This is a genomic window from Pseudomonas psychrophila HA-4 (genome assembly GCF_000282975.1).
GTDB classification, from domain to species: domain Bacteria; phylum Pseudomonadota; class Gammaproteobacteria; order Pseudomonadales; family Pseudomonadaceae; genus Aquipseudomonas; species Aquipseudomonas psychrophila_A.
Map to the genome: position 1 here is coordinate 142,116 of NZ_ALJC01000075.1, position 24,380 is coordinate 166,495.

At 58.2% G+C, this 24,380-nt stretch carries 19 protein-coding genes and 1 riboswitch; of the genes, 12 read left to right on the forward strand and 7 right to left on the reverse strand.

The window, feature by feature from the left end; translation table 11 throughout:
• Positions 1–59 precede the first annotated feature (59 nt).
• Positions 60–2,978 (reverse strand): RHS repeat domain-containing protein, encoded by a 2,919-nt coding sequence (locus tag B347_RS0109995; RefSeq protein WP_019409575.1) that lies wholly within the window; start codon positions 2,976–2,978, stop codon positions 60–62.
• 264 nt (positions 2,979–3,242) lie between these two features.
• Positions 3,243–3,445: riboswitch (cobalamin riboswitch) on the forward strand.
• Positions 3,446–3,556: 111 nt separating this feature from the next.
• On the opposite strand from B347_RS0109995, the gene B347_RS0110005 reads away from it, so the two are divergent.
• Genes B347_RS0110005 through B347_RS24855 form a run of 5 tightly spaced genes read left to right on the forward strand, consistent with a single transcriptional unit; the run spans position 3,557 to position 9,142 of the window.
• Positions 3,557–4,333 (forward strand): SAM-dependent methyltransferase, encoded by a 777-nt coding sequence (locus B347_RS0110005; RefSeq protein WP_019409577.1) that lies wholly within the window; start codon positions 3,557–3,559, stop codon positions 4,331–4,333.
• A 33-nt stretch (positions 4,334–4,366) separates the two neighbouring features.
• Entirely contained in the window at positions 4,367–6,493 is a 2,127-nt protein-coding gene (locus tag B347_RS0110010) for a TonB-dependent receptor (protein WP_019409578.1), read from the forward strand.
• 5 nt (positions 6,494–6,498) lie between these two features.
• A complete protein-coding gene (locus B347_RS0110015) occupies positions 6,499–7,398 on the forward strand; it encodes an ABC transporter substrate-binding protein (protein ID WP_237719115.1) in 900 nt (299 codons plus the stop codon).
• The gene (locus B347_RS0110020) at positions 7,395–8,390 is read left to right on the forward strand and encodes a FecCD family ABC transporter permease (RefSeq protein ID WP_019409580.1); all 996 of its coding nucleotides are present in this window, start codon (positions 7,395–7,397) and stop codon (positions 8,388–8,390) included. Before B347_RS0110015 ends, B347_RS0110020 begins: the two co-directional genes overlap by 4 nt.
• Positions 8,387–9,142 carry an ABC transporter ATP-binding protein gene (locus B347_RS24855; protein WP_019409581.1) on the forward strand — a complete coding sequence of 252 codons (756 nt, stop codon included), beginning with the start codon at positions 8,387–8,389 and terminating at the stop codon, positions 9,140–9,142. Before B347_RS0110020 ends, B347_RS24855 begins: the two co-directional genes overlap by 4 nt.
• Here B347_RS24855 and B347_RS24860 read toward each other — a convergent pair.
• A complete protein-coding gene (locus B347_RS24860; protein ID WP_033387559.1) occupies positions 9,139–10,059 on the reverse strand; it encodes a LysR family transcriptional regulator in 921 nt (306 codons plus the stop codon). The genes B347_RS24855 and B347_RS24860 overlap by 4 nt on opposite strands.
• Before the next feature lie 201 nt (positions 10,060–10,260).
• Here B347_RS24860 and B347_RS0110035 point away from each other — a divergent pair, with 201 nt between their 5' ends.
• The 5 genes from B347_RS0110035 (at position 10,261) to B347_RS0110055 (ending at position 15,611) form a co-directional block, all read left to right on the forward strand.
• Entirely contained in the window at positions 10,261–11,034 is a 774-nt protein-coding gene (locus B347_RS0110035) for an SDR family NAD(P)-dependent oxidoreductase (RefSeq protein ID WP_019409583.1), read from the forward strand.
• Positions 11,035–11,067: 33 nt separating this feature from the next.
• Positions 11,068–12,366, forward strand: a complete 1,299-nt coding sequence (locus B347_RS0110040) for an MFS transporter (RefSeq protein ID WP_019409584.1) — start codon at positions 11,068–11,070, stop codon at positions 12,364–12,366.
• A gap of 185 nt (positions 12,367–12,551) precedes the next feature.
• On the forward strand, positions 12,552–13,715 hold the full coding sequence (locus B347_RS0110045; protein ID WP_019409585.1) for a DUF1624 domain-containing protein: 1,164 nt from the start codon (positions 12,552–12,554) through the stop codon (positions 13,713–13,715).
• Between the two features lie 115 nt (positions 13,716–13,830).
• Positions 13,831–14,271 carry a pseudoazurin gene (locus B347_RS0110050; RefSeq protein ID WP_019409586.1) on the forward strand — a complete coding sequence of 147 codons (441 nt, stop codon included), beginning with the start codon at positions 13,831–13,833 and terminating at the stop codon, positions 14,269–14,271.
• Positions 14,268–15,611 carry an OprD family outer membrane porin gene (locus B347_RS0110055; RefSeq protein ID WP_019409587.1) on the forward strand — a complete coding sequence of 448 codons (1,344 nt, stop codon included), beginning with the start codon at positions 14,268–14,270 and terminating at the stop codon, positions 15,609–15,611. Before B347_RS0110050 ends, B347_RS0110055 begins: the two co-directional genes overlap by 4 nt.
• Here the strand turns inward: B347_RS0110055 and B347_RS0110060 are convergent, their stop codons facing one another.
• Together B347_RS0110060 and B347_RS0110065 are read right to left on the reverse strand one after the other, a co-directional pair.
• A complete protein-coding gene (locus B347_RS0110060; protein WP_019409588.1) occupies positions 15,612–16,088 on the reverse strand; it encodes a copper chaperone PCu(A)C in 477 nt (158 codons plus the stop codon). It lies immediately after the preceding gene.
• A gap of 29 nt (positions 16,089–16,117) precedes the next feature.
• Positions 16,118–16,723: an SCO family protein gene (locus B347_RS0110065; RefSeq protein ID WP_019409589.1), complete on the reverse strand. Its 606-nt coding sequence runs from the start codon at positions 16,721–16,723 to the stop codon at positions 16,118–16,120.
• Between the two features lie 559 nt (positions 16,724–17,282).
• Here B347_RS0110065 and arnT point away from each other — a divergent pair.
• Together arnT and B347_RS0110075 are read left to right on the forward strand one after the other, a co-directional pair.
• Positions 17,283–18,974, forward strand: coding sequence for a lipid IV(A) 4-amino-4-deoxy-L-arabinosyltransferase (gene arnT, locus B347_RS0110070; RefSeq protein ID WP_019409590.1), 1,692 nt, complete (start codon positions 17,283–17,285; stop codon positions 18,972–18,974).
• Positions 18,971–20,509 (forward strand): ArnT family glycosyltransferase, encoded by a 1,539-nt coding sequence (locus tag B347_RS0110075; RefSeq protein ID WP_019409591.1) that lies wholly within the window; start codon positions 18,971–18,973, stop codon positions 20,507–20,509. The genes arnT and B347_RS0110075 overlap by 4 nt, the downstream gene beginning before the upstream one ends.
• 63 nt (positions 20,510–20,572) lie before the next feature.
• Here B347_RS0110075 and pssA read toward each other — a convergent pair whose 3' ends face one another.
• The 3 genes from pssA to B347_RS0110090 form a co-directional block, all read right to left on the reverse strand.
• Complete coding sequence (gene pssA / locus B347_RS0110080) at positions 20,573–21,916, reverse strand: CDP-diacylglycerol--serine O-phosphatidyltransferase (RefSeq protein ID WP_019409592.1); 1,344 nt, start codon at positions 21,914–21,916, stop codon at positions 20,573–20,575.
• A 93-nt stretch (positions 21,917–22,009) separates the two neighbouring features.
• Positions 22,010–23,149, reverse strand: a complete 1,140-nt coding sequence (locus B347_RS0110085) for a glycerate kinase (RefSeq protein WP_019409593.1) — start codon at positions 23,147–23,149, stop codon at positions 22,010–22,012.
• A gap of 115 nt (positions 23,150–23,264) precedes the next feature.
• Complete coding sequence (locus tag B347_RS0110090; RefSeq protein ID WP_019409594.1) at positions 23,265–24,362, reverse strand: sugar diacid recognition domain-containing protein; 1,098 nt, start codon at positions 24,360–24,362, stop codon at positions 23,265–23,267.
• Positions 24,363–24,380 lie beyond the last annotated feature (18 nt).

Consider the following 24,380-nt stretch of genomic DNA (forward strand, 5'->3'; position numbering starts at 1 on the left):
TCTCTCGCTAGCTCAACCCTGCCTGTCCAACACTGGCAACGCAGGGTGCAGTTTGACGTTCACGTTGTATGCGACGTCCACGCCCGGCGCAGGTTCATAAAGCCACTTCTGACCTTGAGTACCACCAGGCCACGCAGCTCGGTCAAGGCCGATGCAACACCTCGAGCTACGCCGACCCAGAGCCTTGCCCGGGCACTCTGCGCAGTACTGGGCGAACCTGTGGCGAGCGTTGCGAGCGACTCAATGCCGACACCGGCCCAGTACCCCCACACTTGATTGAACATTCGGCTCAGTCCGCCATGGACTGCGTTAGACAGGTTGGGGAGTTGCATCGCGTCAACGTGCGGCTCATGCACCGTGCCCGCGTGCCCAGCGCGAATTAGCGTCGCCGCCCCGGCATCATAGGCCTCAATCAGTGGACCAATGTTAGGGGCCAGCGTCCCCGGTATTGCCGGTCCAAACATCGCGTTCGGGACGGTTGCCAAGCCATAGGCTCCTGCCGCCAGCAGTGTTCCTGGAAGCCTGCTGCCCAACGGCGTTTGCCCCCATGAAATACTGGTTCCCAGACCTCGAACCACCTGTTGTGCAATCTCGCGACTGAACGCTCGAACATGCCCGAACAGGCGCATCCGCGCCACGGGGTCCCACTGTTGTTCACTGTCGCCAGCTTCACTGCCTGCACGTCCGGCAAAACCCTGATCCGCCGCCGACATAGCGGCTAATCCAAGCAACGGACTCAAGCGGGTCCAATTGCCCACAAAACCGCTGGTCATGTACAGGGCTACGGCTGCATCAAGGACTGCCACGGTATTGCGCAATACATTATTCATCGTCCGAGTAGGCTGGCGTCCTTCAAAGAGAACGTAGTCAACCGCCGCTCCAATGGCATTACTCGTGTAGGTGCTCAAGGCATCGCGAATACCTGCCGAACTGGCCGCTTGAAACACAGGGCGAACACGGTTGATTATCAGCCCAAGATTATTGCGCAAAGCACCGAACCAGCCCACTCGTGACACCGTGCCGGGCGCTGCCAGCCCCTGGCTATCAGCTTGGCTGACCGGGTTGCCGTGCGCCATGGCGTACAGATTCAAACCGTCTATATCTCCTGCCGGGTCGGCGCTGACCCAGCGGCATAGCCAGGGCGCGTAATAACGGTAACCGTAGTAATACAGACCGCTGGCATCGCGCTCCTTGCCCGAATAGCGCACGGTCTTGTAGGCCGCTTCAACGGCGTTTTTCATCGCCCACCACGCGGTACCTCCATAGGGGTAATAGCTTTCCTGGCTGAGCACCCGCGCACGAGCATCCAGTTCCAAGGTGCTGCTACCCAGATGGTCCGCAAGCCCGTAACGAAACTGTGCGTCGTCAATCGTGCTGGGGCGCCCTTGTATCCACTGCAAGATTCGAACGCTGCTCAGTTCGCCGGCCACCGTCACACAATTAAGCCACTCACCGGTGGCAGTGTTTCGGCGGATTTCCAGACCCGGTAGGTAACGCACCTCGCTGTGGTGAGTTTGACTTTTCGTGCTGCTGCGCCGGACTTTTAAGGCGCGCTGCCCGTTGCTGTCATAGCAATACACTTCGTCATCGTTGTCGCCGTCCGAGCGCACCACTTGAGTGACACGCTGCAACTGATTGCGCACGTTCCAGACCATTGCCTGACCCGGCCCCAGCGCCTGCTGATTACCGTTTTGATCAAATCCTCGGCTGGGTTCTGGCGCGTCGATCTGTTGCAGGCTGTGATTGCTCTGGCGCCCCACTGTCATGTGCCGGGTATACCCGGTCGCGTTGACGGGCGCGTGTTGCAGAGACAGCAAGTTGCCAGCGGCATCGTAGGTGTAGCGCTGGCGATACTGACGGCTCAGGTGGGGCTGGGTTGAGCCGAACAACAACGGCTGCGGCAATCCCGGTCCGCTTGAGGGCTGCGCGCTTTCACGACCCGTCGCTTCGATCAGTTGGGAGAGGCTGTCATAGCGATAGGTACTTAGCGCCTCGGTTTGCGTGTTGGCATGCCACTGCACAGCTTGCGCCGCATCACGAATACTCACGACATTGCCAACCCGATCATAGGTGTAGGTCAGGTCTTGCAAGGCTTCGTCGGGGCGGTTTGAGCGAAGGCTGCGCAAACGTTGTAGGCGATCATTCCATGGGCTGTACTCAAGCTCGCGGATCACGCCATTACCCGCGAGCTCGCTTTGCACTTGGCCTGAGGCGTTGTACACCCGCTGTTCGATCACGGCCTGGAAAGTCCGGTCTTTCAGCGTGACACCCGCACTCGCCAATAAACCGTCTAATGTGTAGCGCCAATGCTGAATATTGCCCTGAGCATCGGTCTGCTCGCTGAGTTGCCCCGTTGCCTGATAGCGCCATGTGGTGGTGTGCCCTGCACTGTTTGCTGTCTCGTCGCTGAAACGCCGGGTCTGACTCTTTAATTGCCCAAGCACGTCGTAGGCACCGAACAACAGGGTGCCCGCCGGGTCATCATGGTTGATTAACCGACCGCAAGCGTTGCTCGCAGCGTCATGCGGCGAGGAAGCCGCGTATGTCAAATGCTCAACCAGCGCTCGGCTAACATCATCGCTGGCTTGCTCATAGATCCGGGTAACACGCAGTAACTGATCGTACTCAAACGCTTGGCAAGCCCCTCGTGCATCCCAACTGTTGAGCACCTGCCCGGCAGCGCCCAGCCACGTCAGGCGACGCCCTTGGTCGACGTTATCACTCAACAGCAGTTGCCCCGAGAGCGAATAGCGCAGGCGCTGATTGGGCCGCACGCTTGTATCGGTTTCGCGCAATGCATTCAAGCGCGGGTCCCAGTGTTCTTGGAGTACACCACGGCTACCGAATACCTGGCGGCTGATTCGCGCCTGAGGCACGTCGTGCGTGGATTGACGGTAATAAGCCACACTGCGAACGGTTAAGCCTCGCGGATCGAGTGCTATCAGTGATGGTGTGTGGTGATGTAATGACGCAGGCATTAATTGATGTCCTGAACTGCACAATGATTAAAAAGTGTAGTGACCAGGCTTCATGCCAACGGGTTTAAAAGGACACGTTTTGTGTCCAAATAAGAGCGAGCTTGCGTGTGGCCATTTGATCGTTTAGAAGCTCGCGAGCAATCGAACATTGATCAGCTCTGCCTTCAGTTGTCCTGGTTATCGGCTAAGCAGATTGCATTGGCCTCTAAACCCAAATGTAAAAATTTTTACACTCATGGTTGACGCTTCTGGCGACGAATGGTCAGATGCGCCCCTGTTTCAGGTGTCCTCAGCCATCGCGCTGTGGGTGAAACGGGAAGCCGGTACGTCCTTTCGGGCCAATCCGGCGCTGCCCCCGCAACGGTATGCGAGCGAAACATTCAAATAGCCACTGTGCTTTGGCATGGGAAGGCGAATGCTTCATGACCCTCGTGAGCCCGGAGACCGGCCTGATCCAACATATGGCACTCCGCGGTGGGCGGATGCAGGCCTTGGCGTGCGCAAAATCCCCTCTGCCCGTCATTTTTCTGCGTTAGCTCCCGTGGGTGTCCGATCAGGCTCAACCCGACGGCTCCCCCATGACACTTCCAGCGCAGCAGCCTTCTTGTACACCTTTTGTCTGGCCAGACCGCGAGGCTGCGTTTTATGCCGAGCATTTGGCTGCCTCAAATTATGTTGAGCGCGTCGGCGGCCGCCTGCTAGAGCTGTTCGGCCCGCAACCACAATTGCTGGATATCGGCGCCGGTTCGGGGATTCTCGGCCGCCATTTACTGGCACCCGGTGGCCAATGGGCGGTGGTTGAGCCCAACGCTTTTATGCGCGGCAGTATCCGGCAACTGGCGGCGCAAGCGCCGGCCGTGGAGCTGAGCCTGCACGATGGCCTCTGGCAAGATCTTGCGGCCTTAGCACTTTCGCCTGCACCCACCGTGCTGTGCGCCAACATTCCGGTTTCCGATGGCCAGGCTCATGCCTTTCTTGAGCAGGTTCGCCCTTTGGCCACGCAAACGCTGATCTGGAACCTGCCCGCTCAAGAAGGGCCACGCACCTATTGCCTGTCCGGTTTCTTGCCGCCGCAACTGCACGGCAGTGACATGACGCCCGGCTACCAATTGACCTTGGCCGAGCTGTCGGACCGTTGGCAACCTGACCACATTCACTTCACCGACTGGGCATTCAGCACGCTGTTTGCCTCACCGGAGGCAGCATTGATGCACTTTATGGAGAAACTCGGCGCTCTGGATGGCGCGGCACAGGGGATGCTTGAACGCCACGTGCAGGATCACCTGCAAAAGGTGCCGGGGGGCTGGCTTGCGAGTGCCCCCAAACGCGCCGCCAGCCTGATCTGGCAGTCGTAAATAATGCCTATAAAAATGCCCACGGACCTCTCCATGCTCAACCTTCGCACTTCCTTACGCGCCTCCCTGCCCCTGTGGCTGGGCACCAGCCTGGCGGCTTTTGCCGCTGAAAACCCGTCCGTCCTGCACATGGACTCAACCTTAGTTAGCGCCCCGCGAGCCGGTGAGTCGCTCAAAGATGTGACCAGTACTGTGCAGGTCATCGACAGTGATCAGATCGAACGCTCTTCAGCGCGCAACCTGACTGACTTGTTGGCCGAGAACGCGGTAGGGTTTTTCAGTGAGTGGACCCCGGGCCAGACCTCAATCAACATCCGTGGCGGCAATACCGATGGCCAAGGCCGCGATTATCGCAGCCAGGTCACGGTGCTGGTGAACGGGCGCCGTGCAGGTACCGCCAATATCTCCAAGCTGTCACCGGCGCAGGTGGCGCGTATTGAAGTGATCCGTGGCCCGGCGTCGGTGATGTATGGCAGCCAGGCCATCGGCGGCGTGATCAATATCATCACCCGCAATGGCCGTAATACCGAGGGCGGTGGCGCCACCTTGCAGGGCGGTTCGTGGGGTTTGGCTCAGGGCAGCGTGTACCAGAGCGGCACATCAGGCCCGTTGGATTACTACTTCGGCTTGGATGACGGCCGTCGCAATGACTATCACAGCGCTAGCGGCACGCAGAAAAATACTTCGTGGAAGCGCCGGGGTGGGCTGTTGGCCTTGGGCTATGAGCTATCCGACGATCAACGCGTCGACTTGACCGTGCGCTCTGACGGTATCTACGACGCCGGTTTCCGAGGTTCGCAATGGGACTACAACAACTACGACAATCGCTATAACCAGTCCGTAGAAGCCAACTGGACCGCCAAGCCCACTGAGTGGTTGAACTGGTCTTCGCAGGCGTATGCCTTTCGCGATGTCGATGACTTGCACTGGGGTTCGGAAGTCCAGGGCAATGGCAGCCCGGGATTCAGCAAGGATCACATCGAACGGCGCCTTGAAGCGTATGGCCTGAAACTGACGCCGCAGTTTCTGCTGACCCCAAGCACTGACTTGCTGGTCGGTGTGGATCTGGAAAAAAGCAAACTGCGTAACGACCGCTTCCGTGTAGCCGTGAATGGTTCTATTAGCAGCCAGGTCGCACCTTATGACATCAACTCGGATGACCTCAGCGCGGCGTTGTACGCCGAAGTGATCCAGCGCCTGATGGACGACCGCCTGACCCTGCGCGCGGGCTCGCGATACAGCTATGGCCAATCGAGCACGGTCAAGACCGATTACATGCCGCTGCTGGACGAGAAAACCCGCGACTTCGACAAAGTCACTTACAGCCTTGGCGCAGCCTTCGAAGCCCTGCAAGGCGTCAAATTGCGTGCAGGGGTTTCTACCGGGTTCCGTGCACCACTGGCAGGCGAGCTGGCGGCGGACTTCACGACTACCAGCGGCACGCAGACACTGGGCAACGCCGACCTAAAGCCGGAAACCAGCCTGCAATTTGAAACCGGGATTACCCTGACCAACAACAACCAGTTCTTCGACCTGGCGTTGTTCCAAAACCGGATTCAGGACCGTATTACCACCCAACCGCTGACCAAGAACATCAGCCAGTACGTCAACGGTGATGGGGACGCGGTGATTCGTGGCCTTGAGGCGCAATGGCAATACGATCTGGCCAACGCTTTAGCGTTGGGTGATGAACGCATCCTGCGGTTGAACACCAATGCCGTGTGGAACTTCGACATGGACGACAAGGGCGCTGCATCGACCTTGACCGGCCCTTACCGCGACAAGATTCAGCGCATGTATCAGTACCAGGCAAGCATTGCCCTGACCTACGGCCGCGAGCGCGACTGGGATGTCGGCGTGAATGGCATTTTGCGTGGGCCGGTGTACTACCGCACCGAAGAAAAACTGCTTAATCCGGACACCACTTACGTGTACCGCAAGTCACCGTTTTGGGTCTTCAACCTGCGCGGCAATTACCACCTGACCGAACAATTGAGCCTGTTCGGCGGGGTCAATAACCTGTTCGACATTGAGCGCAGCACGCTGTTTATCGCCACCGGCAATGATTCGTCACTGGCGGACCCGCGAGCGTCCAATGGTGGTCTGGGCAACAGCAATCCGGGGCGTGAGTTGTACCTCGGCGCGCACTACCGGTTTTAAGCCGGGTGCGCTGGCTTGTATGGGTGTGCCTGCTGATTAGCCTTAACGTTGGTGCAGATACCGGGTTTCCACGAACGGTGGTGGATGCTCTTGGGCGTGAAGTGACTATCGAGCGCGCTCCGCAGCGAATCGTCGCGATTTTCGCCAGCAATGTTGAAATGCTAGCGGCCATCGGCGCTGGGGATGCCATCGTCGGTGTCGAGGCCTTTACCCGCTACCCCGCCGACATTGCCGAACGGGCTAAGGTCGGCGGGCGCTTGGGGTTTTCGGTTGAAGCCATCGCCCGCCTGCGTGCTGATCTGGTGGTCATGACCCCAGCCAGGCAAGCCGCCACCATGGTCGATCCGTTGCAGCGCATCGGCATTCCGGCGCTGGTACTCAACCATCGCGATCTTGAGGCGGTACTGGCCAATATTCGGCTTCTGGGTCAGGCCACCGGCCATGAAGCAGGCGCCGAACAACTGATCGGCCGGATGCAGGTTCGACTCGATGCCGTGCAAGCGCGTTTGAGTGGACAGCCCCCAGTGCCGGTCTATCTGGAGACCGGCAGCAATGACCGTGGCAGTTACCTGACCTTGCGCGGACACAGTTACACCAGCGATATTTTGCGTTTGGCAGGCGGGGTCAATCTGTTCGCCGATAGCCGTTTAAGTCAGGTAGGCGGCGAGTCGGTATTTCACGCCAACCCGGCACGCATTATCGTGGCCGGCCCCGCGCAACAGGCGGCCAGCCTGAGCCAACGACCCGGCTGGCAAAGCATTCCAGCCGTTGCGGCAGGCCGTGTCGACAGCATTCCCAGTGCTTTGCTCCTAATTCCCGGACCCCGGGTGGTTGAAGGTGTCGAGCAGTTGGCGGCGCTGCTGCATCCTGAGTTGTTTCCCCCGCATGCCGAGACCCCGCCATGAGCGCCGTCGACAGACGCTATCGCCTGCTGTGCCTGATGCCTTTGCCAGCGATTTTCATCGGTCTGTGGCTTGGCGCCGAACTGGCGCATTGGGCTGACTGGTGGGCTTTGTGGCGAGGTGACGACACACCCTTCGCCCAGTTGCTGATGACGTGGCGCTTGCCCAGAGTGCTGGCGGCGTTTTGCGTGGGTGCGTGCCTAGGGCTGGCCGGGGTGATTTTCCAGGGTGTGTTTCGTAACCCGCTGGCCGAGCCGTACTTGCTGGGCAGCGCTCCAGGAGCCGCGGTCGGCGCAGCCATTGCTTTGCTGGTGCCGTTGCCCGTGGCGATGGCTGTCAGCTTGCCACTGCTGGCCTTTATTGGCGCGTGGAGCGCGACGTTACTGGTGCTGCTGATCACCCGCCTCACCCGGATCAACGACACCAGTGGCTTGCTGTTGGCGGGGATTGCGGTGGCGGCATTGCTCGGCGCATTGCGCAGTCTGTTACTGCTCGCCTTGTCGGATGAAACGGTGAATTTGCAGGTGGTGTTGAGTTGGACCTTGGGCGGCATTCATACCCCGGACTTCCCCGCGCTGGGGTTACTGGCATTGCTGACAGGGCTGGCCTTGATTTGCACCCAGCGCATGGCCCATGGTCTCGACCTGTTGGGGCTAGGCGATCATGTGGCGTACAGCATGGGCTTAAGGCCACAACGATTTATCAACCTAGCGCTGTTGCTGGCCGCTGCGATTACCGCGCTGGCCGTGTCTTGGGGCGGGCTGGTAGGGTTTGTCGGGTTGGTTGCTCCGCATGCGGTGCGCTGGTTGATCGGGCCTACGCACAAGCGGCTGATTGTGGCCAGTGCGCTCACCAGCGGCGCCTTGCTGGCCTTGCTCGACGGCTTGGCGCGGAGCATTTTGCCGCCTGCTGAAATTCCGCTGGGGTTGCTGACTGCACTGCTCGGAGCACCCTTCTTTCTCCTGCTGCTAACCCGTGCGAGGCCTGCATCATGAGCACAACCCCCGTGTTACAGGCGCAGGGCTTGTCGGTGCATCACGCTGGCAAGCCAGTGCTGCATGATTTTAACCTCGACCTCAGGCCTGGCGAACTGTTGGTATTGGTCGGACCCAATGGCTCGGGTAAAAGCAGCGCGTTGCGCGCCTTGGCCGGGGTGCAAGCGTTGAGTGCGGGGCACGTGCAACTGCAACAGCGACCCCTTCATCAATGGCCAGCGTCGCAGCGCGCACAGACTTTGGCTTACCTGCCGCAAGACTTTCGTAGCCAATGGGATTTACAGGTGACGGAATTGCTCGAGCTCGGCGCACGGCGCAATGCCGCCCGCGTTGGCCAACCGTTGTCGACAGAGCTTATTGAGTCACTGGACCTTGGCCATTTACTGCAACGTCGCCTGTCGCAGTTGTCGGGAGGCGAACGGGCCAGAGCAGGCATTGGCTGGGCCTTGGCAGCTGATTCGCCCCTTTTGCTGGCCGATGAGCCCACGGCAGCGTTGGATATTACCCATCAACTCAGTTTGTTGGGTTACTTGCGCAGTCGTCTGGAGCAGTGCGCGCAATTGCTGGTGTTGCATGACCTCGGGTTGGCCATGCGCTTTGCTGATCGGATCGCTGTGCTGGCCGAAGGCCGACTCCTGGGCCACGGCAGCCCACAGCTGGTGCGTGAAGCGGGCTGGCTGGAGCAAGCTTTTAAACTGGAGTTTGCCTGGCATGACAGCGCACACGGGCTGTACCCGATTCCCGTGGCCTAACCCTGCCTCTGTTGGAGCGCGCTCGCCTCGACAGAGGCTGGTGAAAGCATTTCGCTGAGCACGTTGAACACCGTGAGTTTGACTGCGCTGTCCAGATCCACCCAGGCCAAACCGGTGGTCGCTCTGTAGTCACCCAACGCCAACGGTTTAGAGATCACATTGGCGGGCAATGCCCGGCCTGCGTTGGCTGGTAATAAACCGATGCCCAGCCCGGCTGAAACCAGTGCCAACATGGTGGTGAACTCACCCAGTTCTGAGCCGATGTGCAGTTGCACGCCGTGGTTGCTTAACGATTGCATCAGTTCGTCATAGAAGCCTGGGGCATAACGTCTGGCGAGGATAAACACCGGCACTTGGGCCAGCGCTGTGGCGGGCACGCCGTCACACAGTGCCAGTGGGTGATCGCTGGGCAGCGCAACCACAAAAGTCTCTTGCAACACTTCGCGGGTGTGAATGCCGGGGATCACCGCTGGTAAACGCATAAGGCCGAAGTCGAGCTGACCATTTTTTAAAGCGGTGGCCTGATCTGGGCCTGGCATGTCCTTGAGTTCCAACTCAATACGCGGAAAGCGCGTGTGCAGCGTGCGAATCAGTGTGGGCAGCAGCTCCGGCAGCACCGATGAGACAAAGCCAAAGCGCACGCGGCCTATTTCCCCTCGCCCGCTGGCTTTGGCGACATCGGCTGCATGGGCGGCCTGATGCAAGGTGGCACGCGCTTCGGGCAAGAACACGGCGCCGATATGCGTGAGCATCACTGAATGCCGATTGCGCTCGAACAGGCGAACGCCCAACTCCTCTTCCAGCATCTTGATTTGCATGCTCAAGGCCGGCTGCACAATGGACAGGCGTTGCGCGGCGCGGCCGAAATGCAGTTCTTCCGCCAACGTCACAAATGATCGTAAATGCTTGATTTCCAATATGTTGCCCTGCGTTAAACAGCGATAAAAGCGTGGTAATCAAAAAATTTGATCACGAGATCACTAATCACGATTGGACGCTGCCGACTGCCTAGGATGAAGTAGCTAAAACGAAGCCAACCCTCTGTTGGGCGAGCCCAGTTCGGTCCTGCGGGAATGCGGTACAGCCTAAATAATAAATGGCCGTTTGTGGAGAACAGCATGTCATTCAATATCAGCAACTTTCAGCTTGATGGCCGCCGTGCCTTGATCACCGGCTCAGGTAAGGGCATCGGGCTTGAGTTGGCGCGCGGTTTGGGCGCTGCCGGCGCTACTGTGGTGATCAATGATCGCAATATCGACAAAGCCCGTGCCATTGCGAGCCAGTTGTGCGACGAGGGGATCAACGCCGAGTTTGCAGCGTTTGATGTTACCCAGCGCGAACAGCTTTTCGCGGCAATCAATGCCTTTGAGGCCGATACCGGGGCCATCGATATTCTGATCAACAACGCGGGCATTCAACGCCGCGCGCCGTTGGAAGACTACGACGCCAACGACTGGCACGATCTGATGCGGGTCAATCTGGACGGTGTGTTCCATGTCTCACAGGCGGTTGCCCGGCACATGATTGCCCGTGGTCGCGGCAAGATCATCAATATCTGCTCAGTTCAAAGCGAGTTGGCACGCCCCACCATCGCGCCGTATGCCGCGTCCAAGGGCGCCGTGAAGATGCTGACCAAAGGCATGTGCGCCGAATGGGCGCGCCATGGCATTCAGGCTAATGGCTTGGCGCCCGGCTACTTTGCAACCGAAATGAACCGCGCACTGGTGGATAACCAGGAGTTTTCTGAATGGCTGTGCAAGCGCACACCCGCCGGTCGCTGGGGCCGCGTCGAAGAATTGTGTGGTGCTGCGGTTTTCCTAGCCTCTGCGGCTTCAGATTTCATCAATGGTCAAACTCTGTTCGTGGATGGCGGCCTGACCAGCGTCGTTTAAAAAGCACAAAACAACAATAACAGGGGGATCCCCATGAACACGCTCAAAGACCATGCACTGCCGTTAACGGACGTTGGCGCTCCGTTGGTCAAGGCCAAAGGCTTTGCACCCAAACGCTGGCTGTACCTGATTCCGATGATTTTTATCACGTATAGCCTCGCTTATCTGGACCGCGCCAACTATGGCTTTGCCAGTGCCGCCGGGATCGAGCACGACCTGGGCATCACCAAAGGCATGTCCTCGCTGATCGGTGCCCTATTTTTTCTGGGGTACTTTTTCTTCCAGGTGCCGGGAGCGATCTACGCGCAGAAGTACAGCGTGCGCAAATTGGTGTTCTGGAGCCTTATCCTGTGGGGCTTTTGCGCCATGGCCACGGGGTTGGTGACCAATATCCCGATGCTGATGTTCATTCGGGTGTCGCTGGGGATTGTCGAAGCAGCCGTGATGCCGGCGATGTTGATCTTTATCAGCAACTGGTTCACCCGTAAAGAGCGCTCGCGGGCCAACACCTTTCTGGTACTGGGTAACCCAGTCACCGTGTTATGGATGTCGGTGGTCTCGGGTTATCTGATTCAGGCCTGGGGCTGGCGCGAAATGTTTGTGATTGAGGGGGCACCTGCGGTGCTGTGGGCCTTTGTTTGGTGGCGCATGGCACGGGACAAACCTGAGCAGGTTGACTGGCTGACCCAGCAGGAAAAGACCCAATTGGCAGCGACCCTCGCCGAAGAACAAAAAGGCATGAAGCAGGTGCGCAATTACCGTCAGGCGTTCACCAGCCCGATTGTGATTCAACTGTGCTGCGTGCACGCGCTGTGGAGCATCGGCGTGTACGGTTTCATCATGTGGTTGCCGAGCATCATCAAACAGGCCGCAGCGGCCGACATTGTCACCGTTGGCTGGTTGAGTGCCGTGCCCTATGTGGCTGCCGTGGCGGCGATGTTGGTGGTGTCTTGGGCTTCGGACAAATCGCAGCAGCGTAAACACTTCGTCTGGCCGTTGCTGGCACTCGGCGCCTTGGCTTTCTTCTGTTCGTACCTGCTGGGTTCTGAGCACTTTTGGCTATCGTTTGCTTTGCTGACCGTGGCGGGTGCAGCGCTATATGCGCCTTACGGACCGTTCTTTGCGCTGATTCCAGAGATCCTTCCGGCCAACGTATTCGGCGGCGCTATTGGCCTGATCAATGCCTGCGGTGCACTGGGAGCCTTTGTCGGCTCGTGGATTGTCGGCTACCTGATCGGTCTCACGGGCAACCCTGGCGCGGCGTATATCTTCATGACGGTCGGCGTGTTGTCTTCTGCATTGTTAATGGCGTGGGTCAACGTTCGTCGTTAACTCTGCGGGCAAAGCGCCGTAAACAGGCGGCGTCTTGGTTATGACCGGGCGCCGCCTCATCAACCCGTTTAACACCTCGCCGACGGGTCGGTTTATTGGGAATATTTCTCAAAGGGATGACAAAGCGCTGCGGAGACGTTATAAGGTAACAATATCTTGTGCCTCTCCTTGCGTGTGAATCCTCAATGTCGATAGCTCTACAAGCACCTCCTCCAAGTCAACGCCTGCTGTCCATCGATGCCCTGCGGGGCTTGGTGATTATCTTTATGCTGCTGGACCATGTGCGCGAGACGTTCTTCTTGCATCGCCAGGTGGTCGACCCGATGAACATCGATGTCACCGAACCTGCACTGTTTTTCAGTCGCACGCTGGCGCATTTGTGTGCGCCGGTGTTTGTTTTGCTGACTGGATTGTCGGCGTATCTGTACGGCGAGAAATATCAGGGCACACGCGACGTTTCGGCATTCTTGTTCAAGCGCGGGCTGTTTTTGGTGGTGCTGGAGTTCACACTGGTGAACTTCGCATGGACGTTCCAATTTCCGCCCACGGTGATTTACCTGCAAGTGATCTGGGCCATTGGTGTCAGCATGATTGCCCTTGCAGCGCTGGTCTGGCTGCCACGCCCAGTGCTGTTGTTACTCGCTATCGTGATCATCGCCGGGCACAACCTGCTCGATAACCTGCATTTTACTGACGGCTCGGTGCTGCATGTGCCGTGGGCAATTTTGCATGATCGCGGCTGGATCGAGTTTTCGGACAGCTTGCGCCTGCGTACTTCCTACCCAGTGTTGCCGTGGATCGGGGTCATCGCGCTGGGCTATTGCATCGGCCCATGGTTTGCACGCTCAGCCTCGCCAGCCCTGCGTCAGCGTTATCTGTTTCTGGCTGGGACAGGTGCCCTACTCGGCTTTGTCGCGCTGCGCCTGCTTAATGGCTATGGCGAAGCGCAATGGAGTGGCTACAGCAACGTGACGCAAACCCTGATGAGCTTTTTCAACATCACCAAATACCCGCCTTCACTGCTGTTTTTGACCTTGACCTTAGGCGTTGGCCTGCTGCTGTTGCTAGGGTTTGAACGCGCCGGGCAACGCCGCTGGATTCGCACTCTGGCGGTATTTGGCGCGGCGCCGATGTTCTTCTATCTGCTGCACTTGTACGTTCTTAAAGTGCTGTATGTGGTGTGCGTTGGCCTATTTGGCCTGAATCAGGGTAACTACTTCGGTTTTGACGGCATCGGTGCGGTGTGGCTTTCGGCCGTTTTGTTGGCGACTGCGCTTTATCTGCCGGTGCGCTGGTTTGCTGCGTTGAAGGCACGTCGCCGAGATATTTCATGGCTGAAATACTTCTGATTCGGACATTTTCTCCAGTGAGTGCATTGTTGCTCGCTCAACTCTTTAGGCCCGCGCTTTGAAGGTCAAAAGCGCGCGTCCTGAGAGGTTTTTTTGATTTTATGGACAGCCAGACATGCGTATTTCATCCCTGATCTTCTTGCTGGCAACCGCCCTGCTTGGCTCGTCAGCGTGGGCCCAGACTTATGAAGTGAAGATGCTCACTCGAACGGCAACCGCTGGCATGGTGTTTGAACCGGACTATTTGCAGATTGCCCCCGGCGATACGGTCAAATTCGTGCCCACGCACAGTGGCCACAATGCGGCGACGTTGCCTGAGCTGTTGCCTGAGGGCGCTCAGTCCTTTCAAGGCAAGATCGATCAACAGATCGAACAGACCTTCTCCATCCCAGGGCTATACGGCATCCAATGCACTCCACACCTGGCGATGGGCATGGTGATGCTAATTCAGGTCGGTGAGCCGGACGCTCAGGCAGCGCAACTGCCAGCGAAGTTGCCCAAGCGCGCATTGGATCGCATGAACGCCGCCCTGCAAAAACAGCGGGCTGAACAATGACGGCAGTTGGCATGCGCTCAGCAATTCTGATGGCCCTCGCCAGCCCCATGGCACTGGCTGACTCTGCGCAATCCCAGGCCAATGGCTTTGTCGAAGACAGCACGTGGGCTGTGATCAACCGCATGGGCTACGACCATCGAGGCTACCGGCACGGCGCGAGTAACAGCGGTGCGCGCAATGCCTACAAGGCCAAGACCGAGCGTAACGGTTTTGCCGAGGAATGGGCCTACGGTTTGATGGGGACGTTGCAGTCCGGTTTTACCCAGGGAATGATCGGTGTGGGCGTCGATGCGCACGCCTACCTTGGGGTCAAATTGGACAGTGGCGGCGGCCGTGCAGGCAAAGCCCGCTTGCTTGAGCTGGATAACGACGGCTACCCCAAAGACACCTATGGTCGGGGTGGCGCGGCAATCAAGCTGCGGCTATCCAATACTGTGGTCTCCTATGGCGAACAGCGGGTCAAGACCCCAGTGTTCAGTTCGTCCGACAGCCGTTTGCTGCCAGAGACCGCCACCGGAGTGTTTGTCACTAGCAACGAATTCAATGCCTTGAAAATAGTGGGTGGGCACTTCACCGCAAGCACCGACCGCAACGCCAGCAGCCACGACCAGGGCTTAGTGGTGAACTACTCGAACGGTCCCAAAGGCGATGCTTTTGACCTGGCCGGTGTGGTCTACACCCCAAGCAAACAACTCAGCGCCAGCCTTTACACCTCACGCTACGAAGACACCTGGAACCAGCAGTACATGGGTGCCCTATTGAGCCAGCCGATCGATGAAAACCGCGCGCTGACGTTCACCTTCAACCTGTACCGCACGACCGATGAAGGCCGGGCGCTGTCGGGCAATATCGACAACACTGCGTGGAGCCTGATGAGCACGTACGCTCAAGGCCCGCACAGTTTCAGTTTGGGTTATCAGAAGGTGCACGGTGACACGCCGTTCGATTACGTGACCCGTGGAGCCATTTTTATTACCAACTCGGTGCAATTGTCTGACTTCAGCGCGCCCAATGAGCAGTCGTGGCAAGCCCGCTACGATCTCGACATGTCGCCATGGAACCTACAGGGGTTGATGCTCAGTGCCGCTTATGTGCGCGGAAGTGATATCAACGGCAGCCATGTGGATCCCAACGGAGGTTATGCCTATTTGGGTTATGGCGAAGGCGGTAAACACTGGGAGCGCGATCTTGAGGCGCGCTATGTGGTGCAGAGCGGTGCTGCCAAGGGCACCATTATGTCGTTGCGCCATAACGTGCATCGTGGCAACACCGCACAGGCCGAACTGGACACAGACCAGATTCGCCTGGCGATTGAATACCCGTTGACCGGGCGTTTCTAATCAGTGAGCGGCGCCGTGGTCATGCATGTCCATGTCCATCGGCATGCTGTTCAACGCACGGGCCTGGGCGTTGACTTCAATCGACTCTTTGACGCCTTTGGCATCTTCAACGATTAAGGTCAGCGGCACCTGATCGCCGTCTTTAACCTGGGCCACCAGGTCAATCAGCATCACGTGATACCCCTCGGGTTCGATGTTCACGGTTTTGCCAGCAGGCAACACTACAAACGGCACCGCTTGCATGCTCATCACGTCGTTTTTCATGGTCGATTCGTGAATCTGCACGGTCTTGGCCACCGCAGATTTGACCTCAACCAGTTTGCTGTCAGTGCTCGACGTAATGTGCATAAAAGCACCGGTCGTAGGCTGGCCGGCAACGGTGGCGCGAACCCAGGCATCGTCGACTTGGGTTTGCGCTGAAACGTGCAGGCTCAGGCCCAGGAGTGACAGCAACAACAAGCGATTCACAGGTTTCATAACACGTGCTCTTTGAAAAGGAACATTGATTAGCAGACCGACATCACTGTTAACAGGTCCTCGGTGCACTGTTTTGCCGACAGTGAAGGCGACAGGCCCAGGCGCAGCACGCCACGGGTGTCAAACACAAAACTGGTGGCGGTGTGCGACAAGGTGTACGACGATCCGGTCGGGATTTTTTCGTAAAACACCTTGAACTCCTTGGCCGTGGCGGCGGTTTCTTCCAGGGTGCCGGACAGCGCAATAAAGCTTGGGTCGAAGGCTTTGACGTACGCATCCAGCATCGCCGGAGTGTCACGCTCCGGGTCCAGTGTAATAAAGACCACCTGCAGGCGATCACCGTCCGGCCCCATCATCTTCTTGATTTGCGCGGCGCGGGCCAAGGCGGTCGGGCATACGGCCGGGCATTGGGTGAAGCCGAAGAAAATCATCGGCATCATGCCGCGAAAGCTGCCGAGCATCATTTCGTTGCCCTGGGCGTCTCGAAGCTTGAACTTGCGCCCCAGAATCTCATTGCTCAGGTCTTTACCGTATTTGTACGACAAGCCACTGCCCGGGTCACAACCGGCCAACACGCCGAGACTGAGCAAGCCAAGACCGGCAACCACATGGCGGCGAGTCAGTAATGCATTCATGTCAGGTTCCTTTAAGCGGTGCGGCTCTTAAAAGCCACACCTTTGCCCCGCGCAGTAGGCGACAGGTGTGCGCGCTGCTCGACTAATGGACCGGCCATTACCCGTTTGCGCACGATTGCTGTGGGGTAAACGCGTTTCATGGGCGCCGAATCTACCATTGTCCCGACTACCTCGCACAGCGACTGCGCCCAGTTGTGGTGCACGTCTACGCCCAACGCCAGTAAAACCGGGCGACACGGACAGCCTGCGACAAATCGACTCAGGGCTGGCCGCGAAAAGCCGTGGCGCCGAGGCTGGCAATCTCAGTAAAAAGTCAAATCAAGTAAGGTTTCGTGAAGTTTCGCGGATTGCTGCAACAGAGAATACCTATCACTTCATTTATGTGTCTGCATGAACGCTTCGGGCCTCTCTAAAGATCGTCGCCAACACAAGCGACTGGCTACGTCCGTCGGCATCGCAGGCCTGCATTTTTTTCACATCACCTTCACCTCGCCTCTACCCGCCGCCCTTTACCGTGCCCGCCATAAATCACGTCCAGTAGGGCTCGCAGGTGGAATGCATGGCGGCTGTTGCCTCTCAAAAAATACCGACCAATCGTCTTGAGCGCTGGGCAATACCCTGCCTGCTTTTGGCCTTTGTACTGTTTTATCTAGTGCCCTTAATGACCCACGGGCTGTGGGTCCCTGACGAAACCCGATACGCCCAGATCAGTCAGGAAATGCTCCAAAGCGGTAATTGGGTTGCGCCGCACTTCATGGGGTTGCGCTACTTTGAAAAGCCGATTGCGGGCTACTGGATGATCGCCATCGGGCAAGCGGTATTCGGTGACAACCTGTTCGGCGTAAGGATTGCTTCGGCAGTGAGTACGGGGCTAAGCGTCTGGTTGGCCTGGCTGATTGCCAGCCGACTGTGGAATGATCCGCGCAAATCCTTTGCCAGCGCCCTGCTCTACATGAGTTTTGGTCTGGTGGCCGGTGAAGCGGGATACGCCAACCTTGATCCGCAGTTCACGCTTTGGGTCAACCTGAGTCTGGTAGCCCTGTGGTTCGCTTTTGACGCCAAGCATCGCCGCGCGCGGCTGACAGCCTGGGTGGTCGTGGGCGCTGCTTGCGGCATGGGGTTTTTGACCAAGGGCTTTCTGGCCTGGCTTCTGCCCGTGTTGATTGGTGTGCCCTATGCCCTGTGGCAGCGCCGCTTTAAAGACCTGTTGATCTATGGTCCGCTGGCGCTGTTGGTCGCGGCAGCCGTGTGCCTACCGTGGGCGCTGGCTATCCAGCATCAAGCACCTGACTTCTGGCAGTTCTTCTTTTGGAACGAACACATTCGCCGTTTCAGCGCGAACGACGCGCAGCACACCCAGCCTTGGTGGTTCTACCTGCCGTTGCTGCTCGCGGCCAGCCTGCCATGGGCAGCATTACTGCCCGCGGCACTGCTGGACGCCTGGAAGCAAAAAAGCCAGCCCGCCATCGGCTATCTGCTGCTGTGGCTAGTGCTGCCACTGGGCATTTTAAGCCTGAGCAAGGGCAAGCTGCCGACCTACATCCTGCCGTGCCTGCTGCCTTTAGCTCTGTTGATGGGGCATGCGTTGATTGCGTGGATCAATCAAGCCCGTGGCCGGAGCATACGGGTTAATGGTCTGTTGAATACGCTGCTGGCCGTGGTGGGACTGGCGGGATTGGTTTACCTGCAAGTCGCCCGCCCGGTCTATACCAACACTGAGATGTTCAGCTTGTCTCTAGGCTTTATCGTGCTGATGGCTTGGCTGCTGACCAACGCTCTGCAAGCCATGCGACCGCTGACCTTGTGGGCCACACCGGCATTAGGCATGGGCTTACTCGTGGCTTTGCTGCCTGCAGCGATGCCTGCCACGGTGGTCAACAGCAAAATGCCCGACCAGTTTATTGCCGAACATACCCGGGAGCTGAGCCAGACCAGCACCTTGCTGAGTAATGATCTGGGTGCCGCTTCTGCACTGTCTTGGCGATTGGGTCGCCCTGAAGTCACCCTTTACGACACTGTGGGCGAGCTCAAATACGGCCTGGGTTACGCCGATTCAGCTAAGCGTAAGGTGGATGTCGCTACCATCAGCGGGTGGCTGAAAGACGCTCAGTCACGCGGTTCTGTTGGCGTGGTGATGCGGGTTAATTCGGCCCAGGAAGTCCATGAAGTCGAACTGTTACCTCTGGGGGGCAAACGCTATGAGCGTGGCAACCTGGCAATTTTTATCTTTCCTCAGGTCAAGTCTGAATGATGGCTCTCACACATTGGGTTTCAGCACGCCGGGCGTTGCTGATGCTATTGGCCGTGTCCGCCTTACTGTTGTTACTGGGGCTCGCTTCACGGGAGCTCTGGGGGCCGGAAACCCGTTGGGCCAACATTGCCCTGCAGATGTTGCAAACGGGGGATTACCTGGACCCGTACCTGATGGGGAGCGCTTATTACGACAAGCCCTTGCCGTCCTATTGGCTGATTACCGCGACGGCGGGCGTGTTTGGTGAGTTGAATCATTGGTCACTGCGCCTGCCATCAGTCATCGCGGCGTGGCTTAGCGTGTGGCTGATTTACCTAGTCGGCGAGCGCCTGTTCAGCAAAAGCACCGGTTTGATAGCGGGCTGGATGTTGGCCACCACGTTTTACTTCGTGTTTTGGGGTCGCGTGGCCACCGCCGACATACTGACCCTGTTCGGCCTGCTGGCAGCCGTCTGGTGGTATTTTCGCGGTCCAGAAGACACGCGCTTTAGCCGCTATTGCGTGTTCTTCCTGCTGCTGGCTTTAACGTCTTTATTCAAAGGGCTGATCGGCTTTGTGCTACCGGGGCTGGTGCTGTTGCCCCATGTGCTCAGCGAGCAACGCTGGAGGCGCCATCTGAATGTCAGGATAGTGCTGGCGCTGTCCATCGCCCTGATGGTCTATATGATCCCGTTTGTGCTCTCGCAGCTATATGGCGCGCCCACCTACGGACAAAGCGGATTGGGACTGGTAGTGCGTGAAAATGTGGTGCGCTTCTTCCAGCCTTTCGATCATATGGGGCCGATATACACCTACCTGATCTACCTGCCGGTTTACACCCTGCCGTGGGCGCCGCTGTGGATCATTGGCCTGTGGGTAGCTGTGCGCAACTGGCGGCATATCGAGCCTAATACGCGCTGGCTGGTCTGGGGGCTGGCGCTGTTGTTCATATTCTTTACCGCCAGTGGCAGCCGACGCAGTTACTACGTGCTGCCCTTGGTCCCTTTTGCCCAACTGTTGGCGGCATGGTGGGTGGCACGGCGTCTGGAGCAGCGCAAAAAAGCCATCGGCCTAGGCTGGAAGATTAGCGTTGGTGCGAGTGCATCCTTGCTGCTGTTAGTGCTTGGGGTGTTTTATCCGTGGTCCAACGGAGGCGGTGGGGTGATCCAGTTCGGCCAGGACGTCAAAGCCCAAGCCAGTGAGCAAGCGCCTTGGAATCAATGGCGCATAGTCATGATCGACGCAGATAACAAACTGCCCTTGTATGTTCAGAATCAGGGGCAAGCGTTTTATTACGTCAATCAGGATCAGGACTTTGCGCGTCAAGGCAGCAGTGCAGAGCTGATGGCGTGGCTGGATAAAACCAGCGGTCAACACTTCAACCCGCAACGCACGCTGATTTTCGCCCAATACCGCAGTGGCGATCCGTTACCGCTGGGCTACCTGAGCGTTGATCACCGTGTCGTGACCAGCCAGGCCGACAACGGTGACCGCCTGCTGCACCACCGTCAGGGCGGCAGCGTGGCGTATATTCCCGCCGCAGGCGGGAGCTTCTAGGGGCAAGCTGCAAGCGGCACGTTTAAAACGGGCAAGCTTGTAACTTGCCGCTTGCAGCTGCATTCAGAGAATGCGGTACAACAACCGCTCGATCCGTACCCGGCTCACGCGGCGCAGGAACTTGGCCACCGCTGGCGGGTAATCTGTCAGGGTTTCCAGGTTTTTGAAGTGATTGATGCGCTGGGTATGGGCGAAGATCGCGTCCAGCTCTTTGCCGCGTTGCTCCAGCAGTTCACGCCGCGGGTCGTCGATCAGCAGACCGTTTTCCAGATCCAGGCGGAACGCCCGCGGATTAAGGTTGTTGCCAGTGAGCAAGGTGTAACGGTCGTCGACCCACATGCCTTTAAGGTGATAGGTGTTGTCACCATCACGCCACAGATGCAAGTTGAGCAGACCACTGTCGATCATGCGCTGATGACTTTTGGCAAACCGGCGCAAGCTCAGCTCATACAAATACGGCAGCGCCGCAATCACTCGAAACGGCTCGCTCGGAGGGATATAGAAGTCGTTAGCGGTCTTGTCACCGACCACGATGTCAATCTTCACCCCACGCTCCAGTGCCCGATTGATTTCACGGGTTACGGGTAATGGCAGGTTGAAGTAAGGCGTGCAAATGGTCAGTTGCTGCTGGCTGCTGGCGATCAGCTCGCAAATTACCCGGCTCAGCGGGTTGTTTTTGCCCACACCTAACAATGGGCTGACCGATAAACCAAAATGCCCGGTGGTCCCTAAGTAGGTGTCGTAACTGGCTTTTTTCAGGCGGCTGCGCAAGTCACTGATGGCACTGCGCAAACTGCGGGTTGACGGCAATGAAGGCAGATCCAGACGATGAACCGCCTTGGTCTCGATCAGGTCTTCCTGGATAAAGCGCTGCATCGAGTCTGCCAGCGGCTTGTTGTGCAGCACGTGATAACGGTCGAAGCGGTACTTGTCGAACTTGTGCAGGTACACGTTGTTCAGGCTGGCGCCGCTGTAGATCACGCAATCGTCAACAATAAAACCCTTTAGGTGCAGCACCCCGAACAGCTCACGGGTTTGCACCGGCACGCCATAAATGGGTACTTCACTGGCGTGTGCCTGGGTTTGCGCCTGGTACCAGGCCGCATTGCCGGGTTGCTTACCCGCCCCGATCAAGCCGCGCTGGGCTCGCAGCCAATCAACCACCACGGCAATTTCAAGCTCGGGCCGTGCGGCTTTGGCGGCGTGCAAGGCGTCGAGGATTTCTTGTCCGGCTTCGTCCTGTTGCAGGTACAAAGCCACCAGCGTGATGCGCTGTCGAGCGCCCGCAATGTGCTCCAGCAAGCAACGTCGAAACTCGGCGGCGCTGGGCAAGGTGCTGAACGCATCGGCAGACAGCGGGAAGCTGCGCAGCTTAGGTAGCAAAGAACGTTTGAAGAGCAACGGCATAGGGCTCGCTATGGGTCGAATGCAAATGACCGCAAAGCTTACACGAATGGGCTTTGAAGCTGTAGTCGCTAGCATTTACTGTCGCGTCCACGGCTACGCGTTATGAGCAAGACTCAGCAATCGAGCAATGTCGCGCGCACGGTCGGTGAGTAGTTGCGCAGCCTGTGCGCACGCGTCTTCAAGGCTCATCGGGCCGCTGGTCAAGGCAAACGCGGCGTTAATCCCGTGCTCGTATAACGCTTGATAACCCTCGCCCAAGGTGCCCGCCAGTACCACCACCGGTACGCCTTGTGCTTGGGCGATACGCGCCACGCCAAATGGGGTTTTACCGCGCAGGGTTTGTGCATCAAAGCGCCCTTCGCCGGTGATCACCAAATCTGCGCCTTTGACGGCGTCAGCAAGGCCCACCAGCTCTGCAACCACGTCAACCCCGGCACGAAATTGCGCACCCAAAAACGCTTTGGCGGCAAACCCCAGCCCACCGGCTGCGCCCGAACCAGGCTCATCACGCACATCGTTAGGCAAGACTGTGGCGCAGTGGTCCGCAAAATGGCTCAAGGCGCTATCCAGCAAACGGACCTGCTCAGGAGCGGCCCCTTTTTGCGGGCCGAAAATAGCCGAAGCCCCGTGTTCGCCGCACAACGGATTGTTAACGTCGGCGGCTATTTCGAAGCGCACCTCGGCCAACCGTGGATCAAGCCCAGCCAGCTCAATGCGTGCCACATTCGCCAGCGCCAGACCACCCTGCACCAGGCTTTCGCCCTGCTCATCGAACAGACCCAGCCCCAACGCTTGCAAAGCCCCGGCGCCCGCGTCGTTGGTGGCACTACCGCCGATGGCCAAGATGATCCGCTGGGCACCTGCATCTAGCGCCGCTTTGATCAATTGGCCAGTGCCAAAGGTACTGCTGATGCACGCGTCGCGCTCGCTGCGAGCAACTAACTGCAAACCACTGGCTTCGGCCATTTCAATAATTGCCGTGCGGCTGTCCGGCAGCCAGCCCCAATGGGCCTCGACTGGCGCTCCCAATGGGCCTTGCACACGTTGTCGGCGTAACTGGCCATTACCCGCTGCGACAATCGCATCGACGGTGCCTTCGCCGCCATCTGCCATGGGGCACGTGATCAGTTGCGCATCAGGCAATACATCGCTCAATCCGGCGGCAATGGCATCGGCGACCTTTTCGGCGCTCAGGCTGTCTTTGAACGAGTCAGGGGCAATCACGATTTTCATGGGGCGAATCTCCAGTTCTTATGCCCTTCATGCTGCCAGTTACCGGGGTTAAACACGCCAGTCTGGTGCACAAGCAATCACAGGGTTTGTTGTTCATTTTCACAAGACGCAGGGTTTAGTTCTGCGCCAGCAGTTGCACACCCAGATATAGCGCCAGCATGCCATTGAGGCTCAACGGATCCACGCCGCTTAATTCAGCGATGCGCTCCATGCGGTAACGCAGACTGTTGCGGTGAATGCCCAAGGCATCGGCACAAGGCTGGCTTTGGCCATCGTGTTCACACCAACTGCGCAGCGTGGTGATCAGTTGGCCGTTGCTGTCTTTGGCCACCACTTTGTGCAACGGCCCTAAGAGTTCCTCGACGGCGTCGTCGTTGCGATAGCGCCACAACATGACCGGCAGTCGATAACGATTGAGCGCCAGCAAACACGTGTGTGGCACGACATCACGACCATAAGCCAGTAGGTCTGCAACCCGTCGATAACCGCGACGTAAGCCTTTTAGCGCTTCGGCTTGATCGCCTGTTGCCACGCGCAGCACTTTCCAGCCCTGGCCCTCAAGCTTCTCAAGCAAGCGCAGGTCATCCAGCACAGCCGTGGCTGAGCGACACCACAGCAACGAGCCCGTGGCTGGGGTCACGCACCAACTGTCCGGGTAGCGCGATTGCAACCACGCGCTGAGTGCTTCGGCGCTTTGGCCCTTGTCCAGTTCAAACAGGTATGGAATGCGCGACAACTGAGGCTTGAGACCCAACTGTTGAGCTTCGTCGATGAGTCGCGGCGAATCCCCGGTGTCGCTAAGCAACAACGCCACCAGATCATCACAACGTTGACGCCGCCATTGTTGCTCCGCCTGCTGATGCCGCTGGCCCACCAGCATTTCAGCGGTCATTCGCACCAGTTCGGCATACGTGCGCAGCAATTCAGGTTCACCTGTCAGACCCAGCACGCCAATCAGGCGCTGGTCGAGCAGCAATGGGAGGTTGATACCGGGCTGTACGCCCTTGAGGTGCTTGGCGGTTTGCGCGTCGATTTCGACCACACGCCCATTGGCCAGCACCAGTTGCGCGCCTTCGTGTCGAGTATTGATACGCTCGGGTTCTCCACTGCCTAGAATCAGGCCTTGGCTGTCCATGACATTTACGTTGAACGGCAGAATGGCCATCGCGCGATCTACGATGTCCTGCGCCAAATCATGATCCAGTTCAAACATAGGGTGGCAATCCTTGGA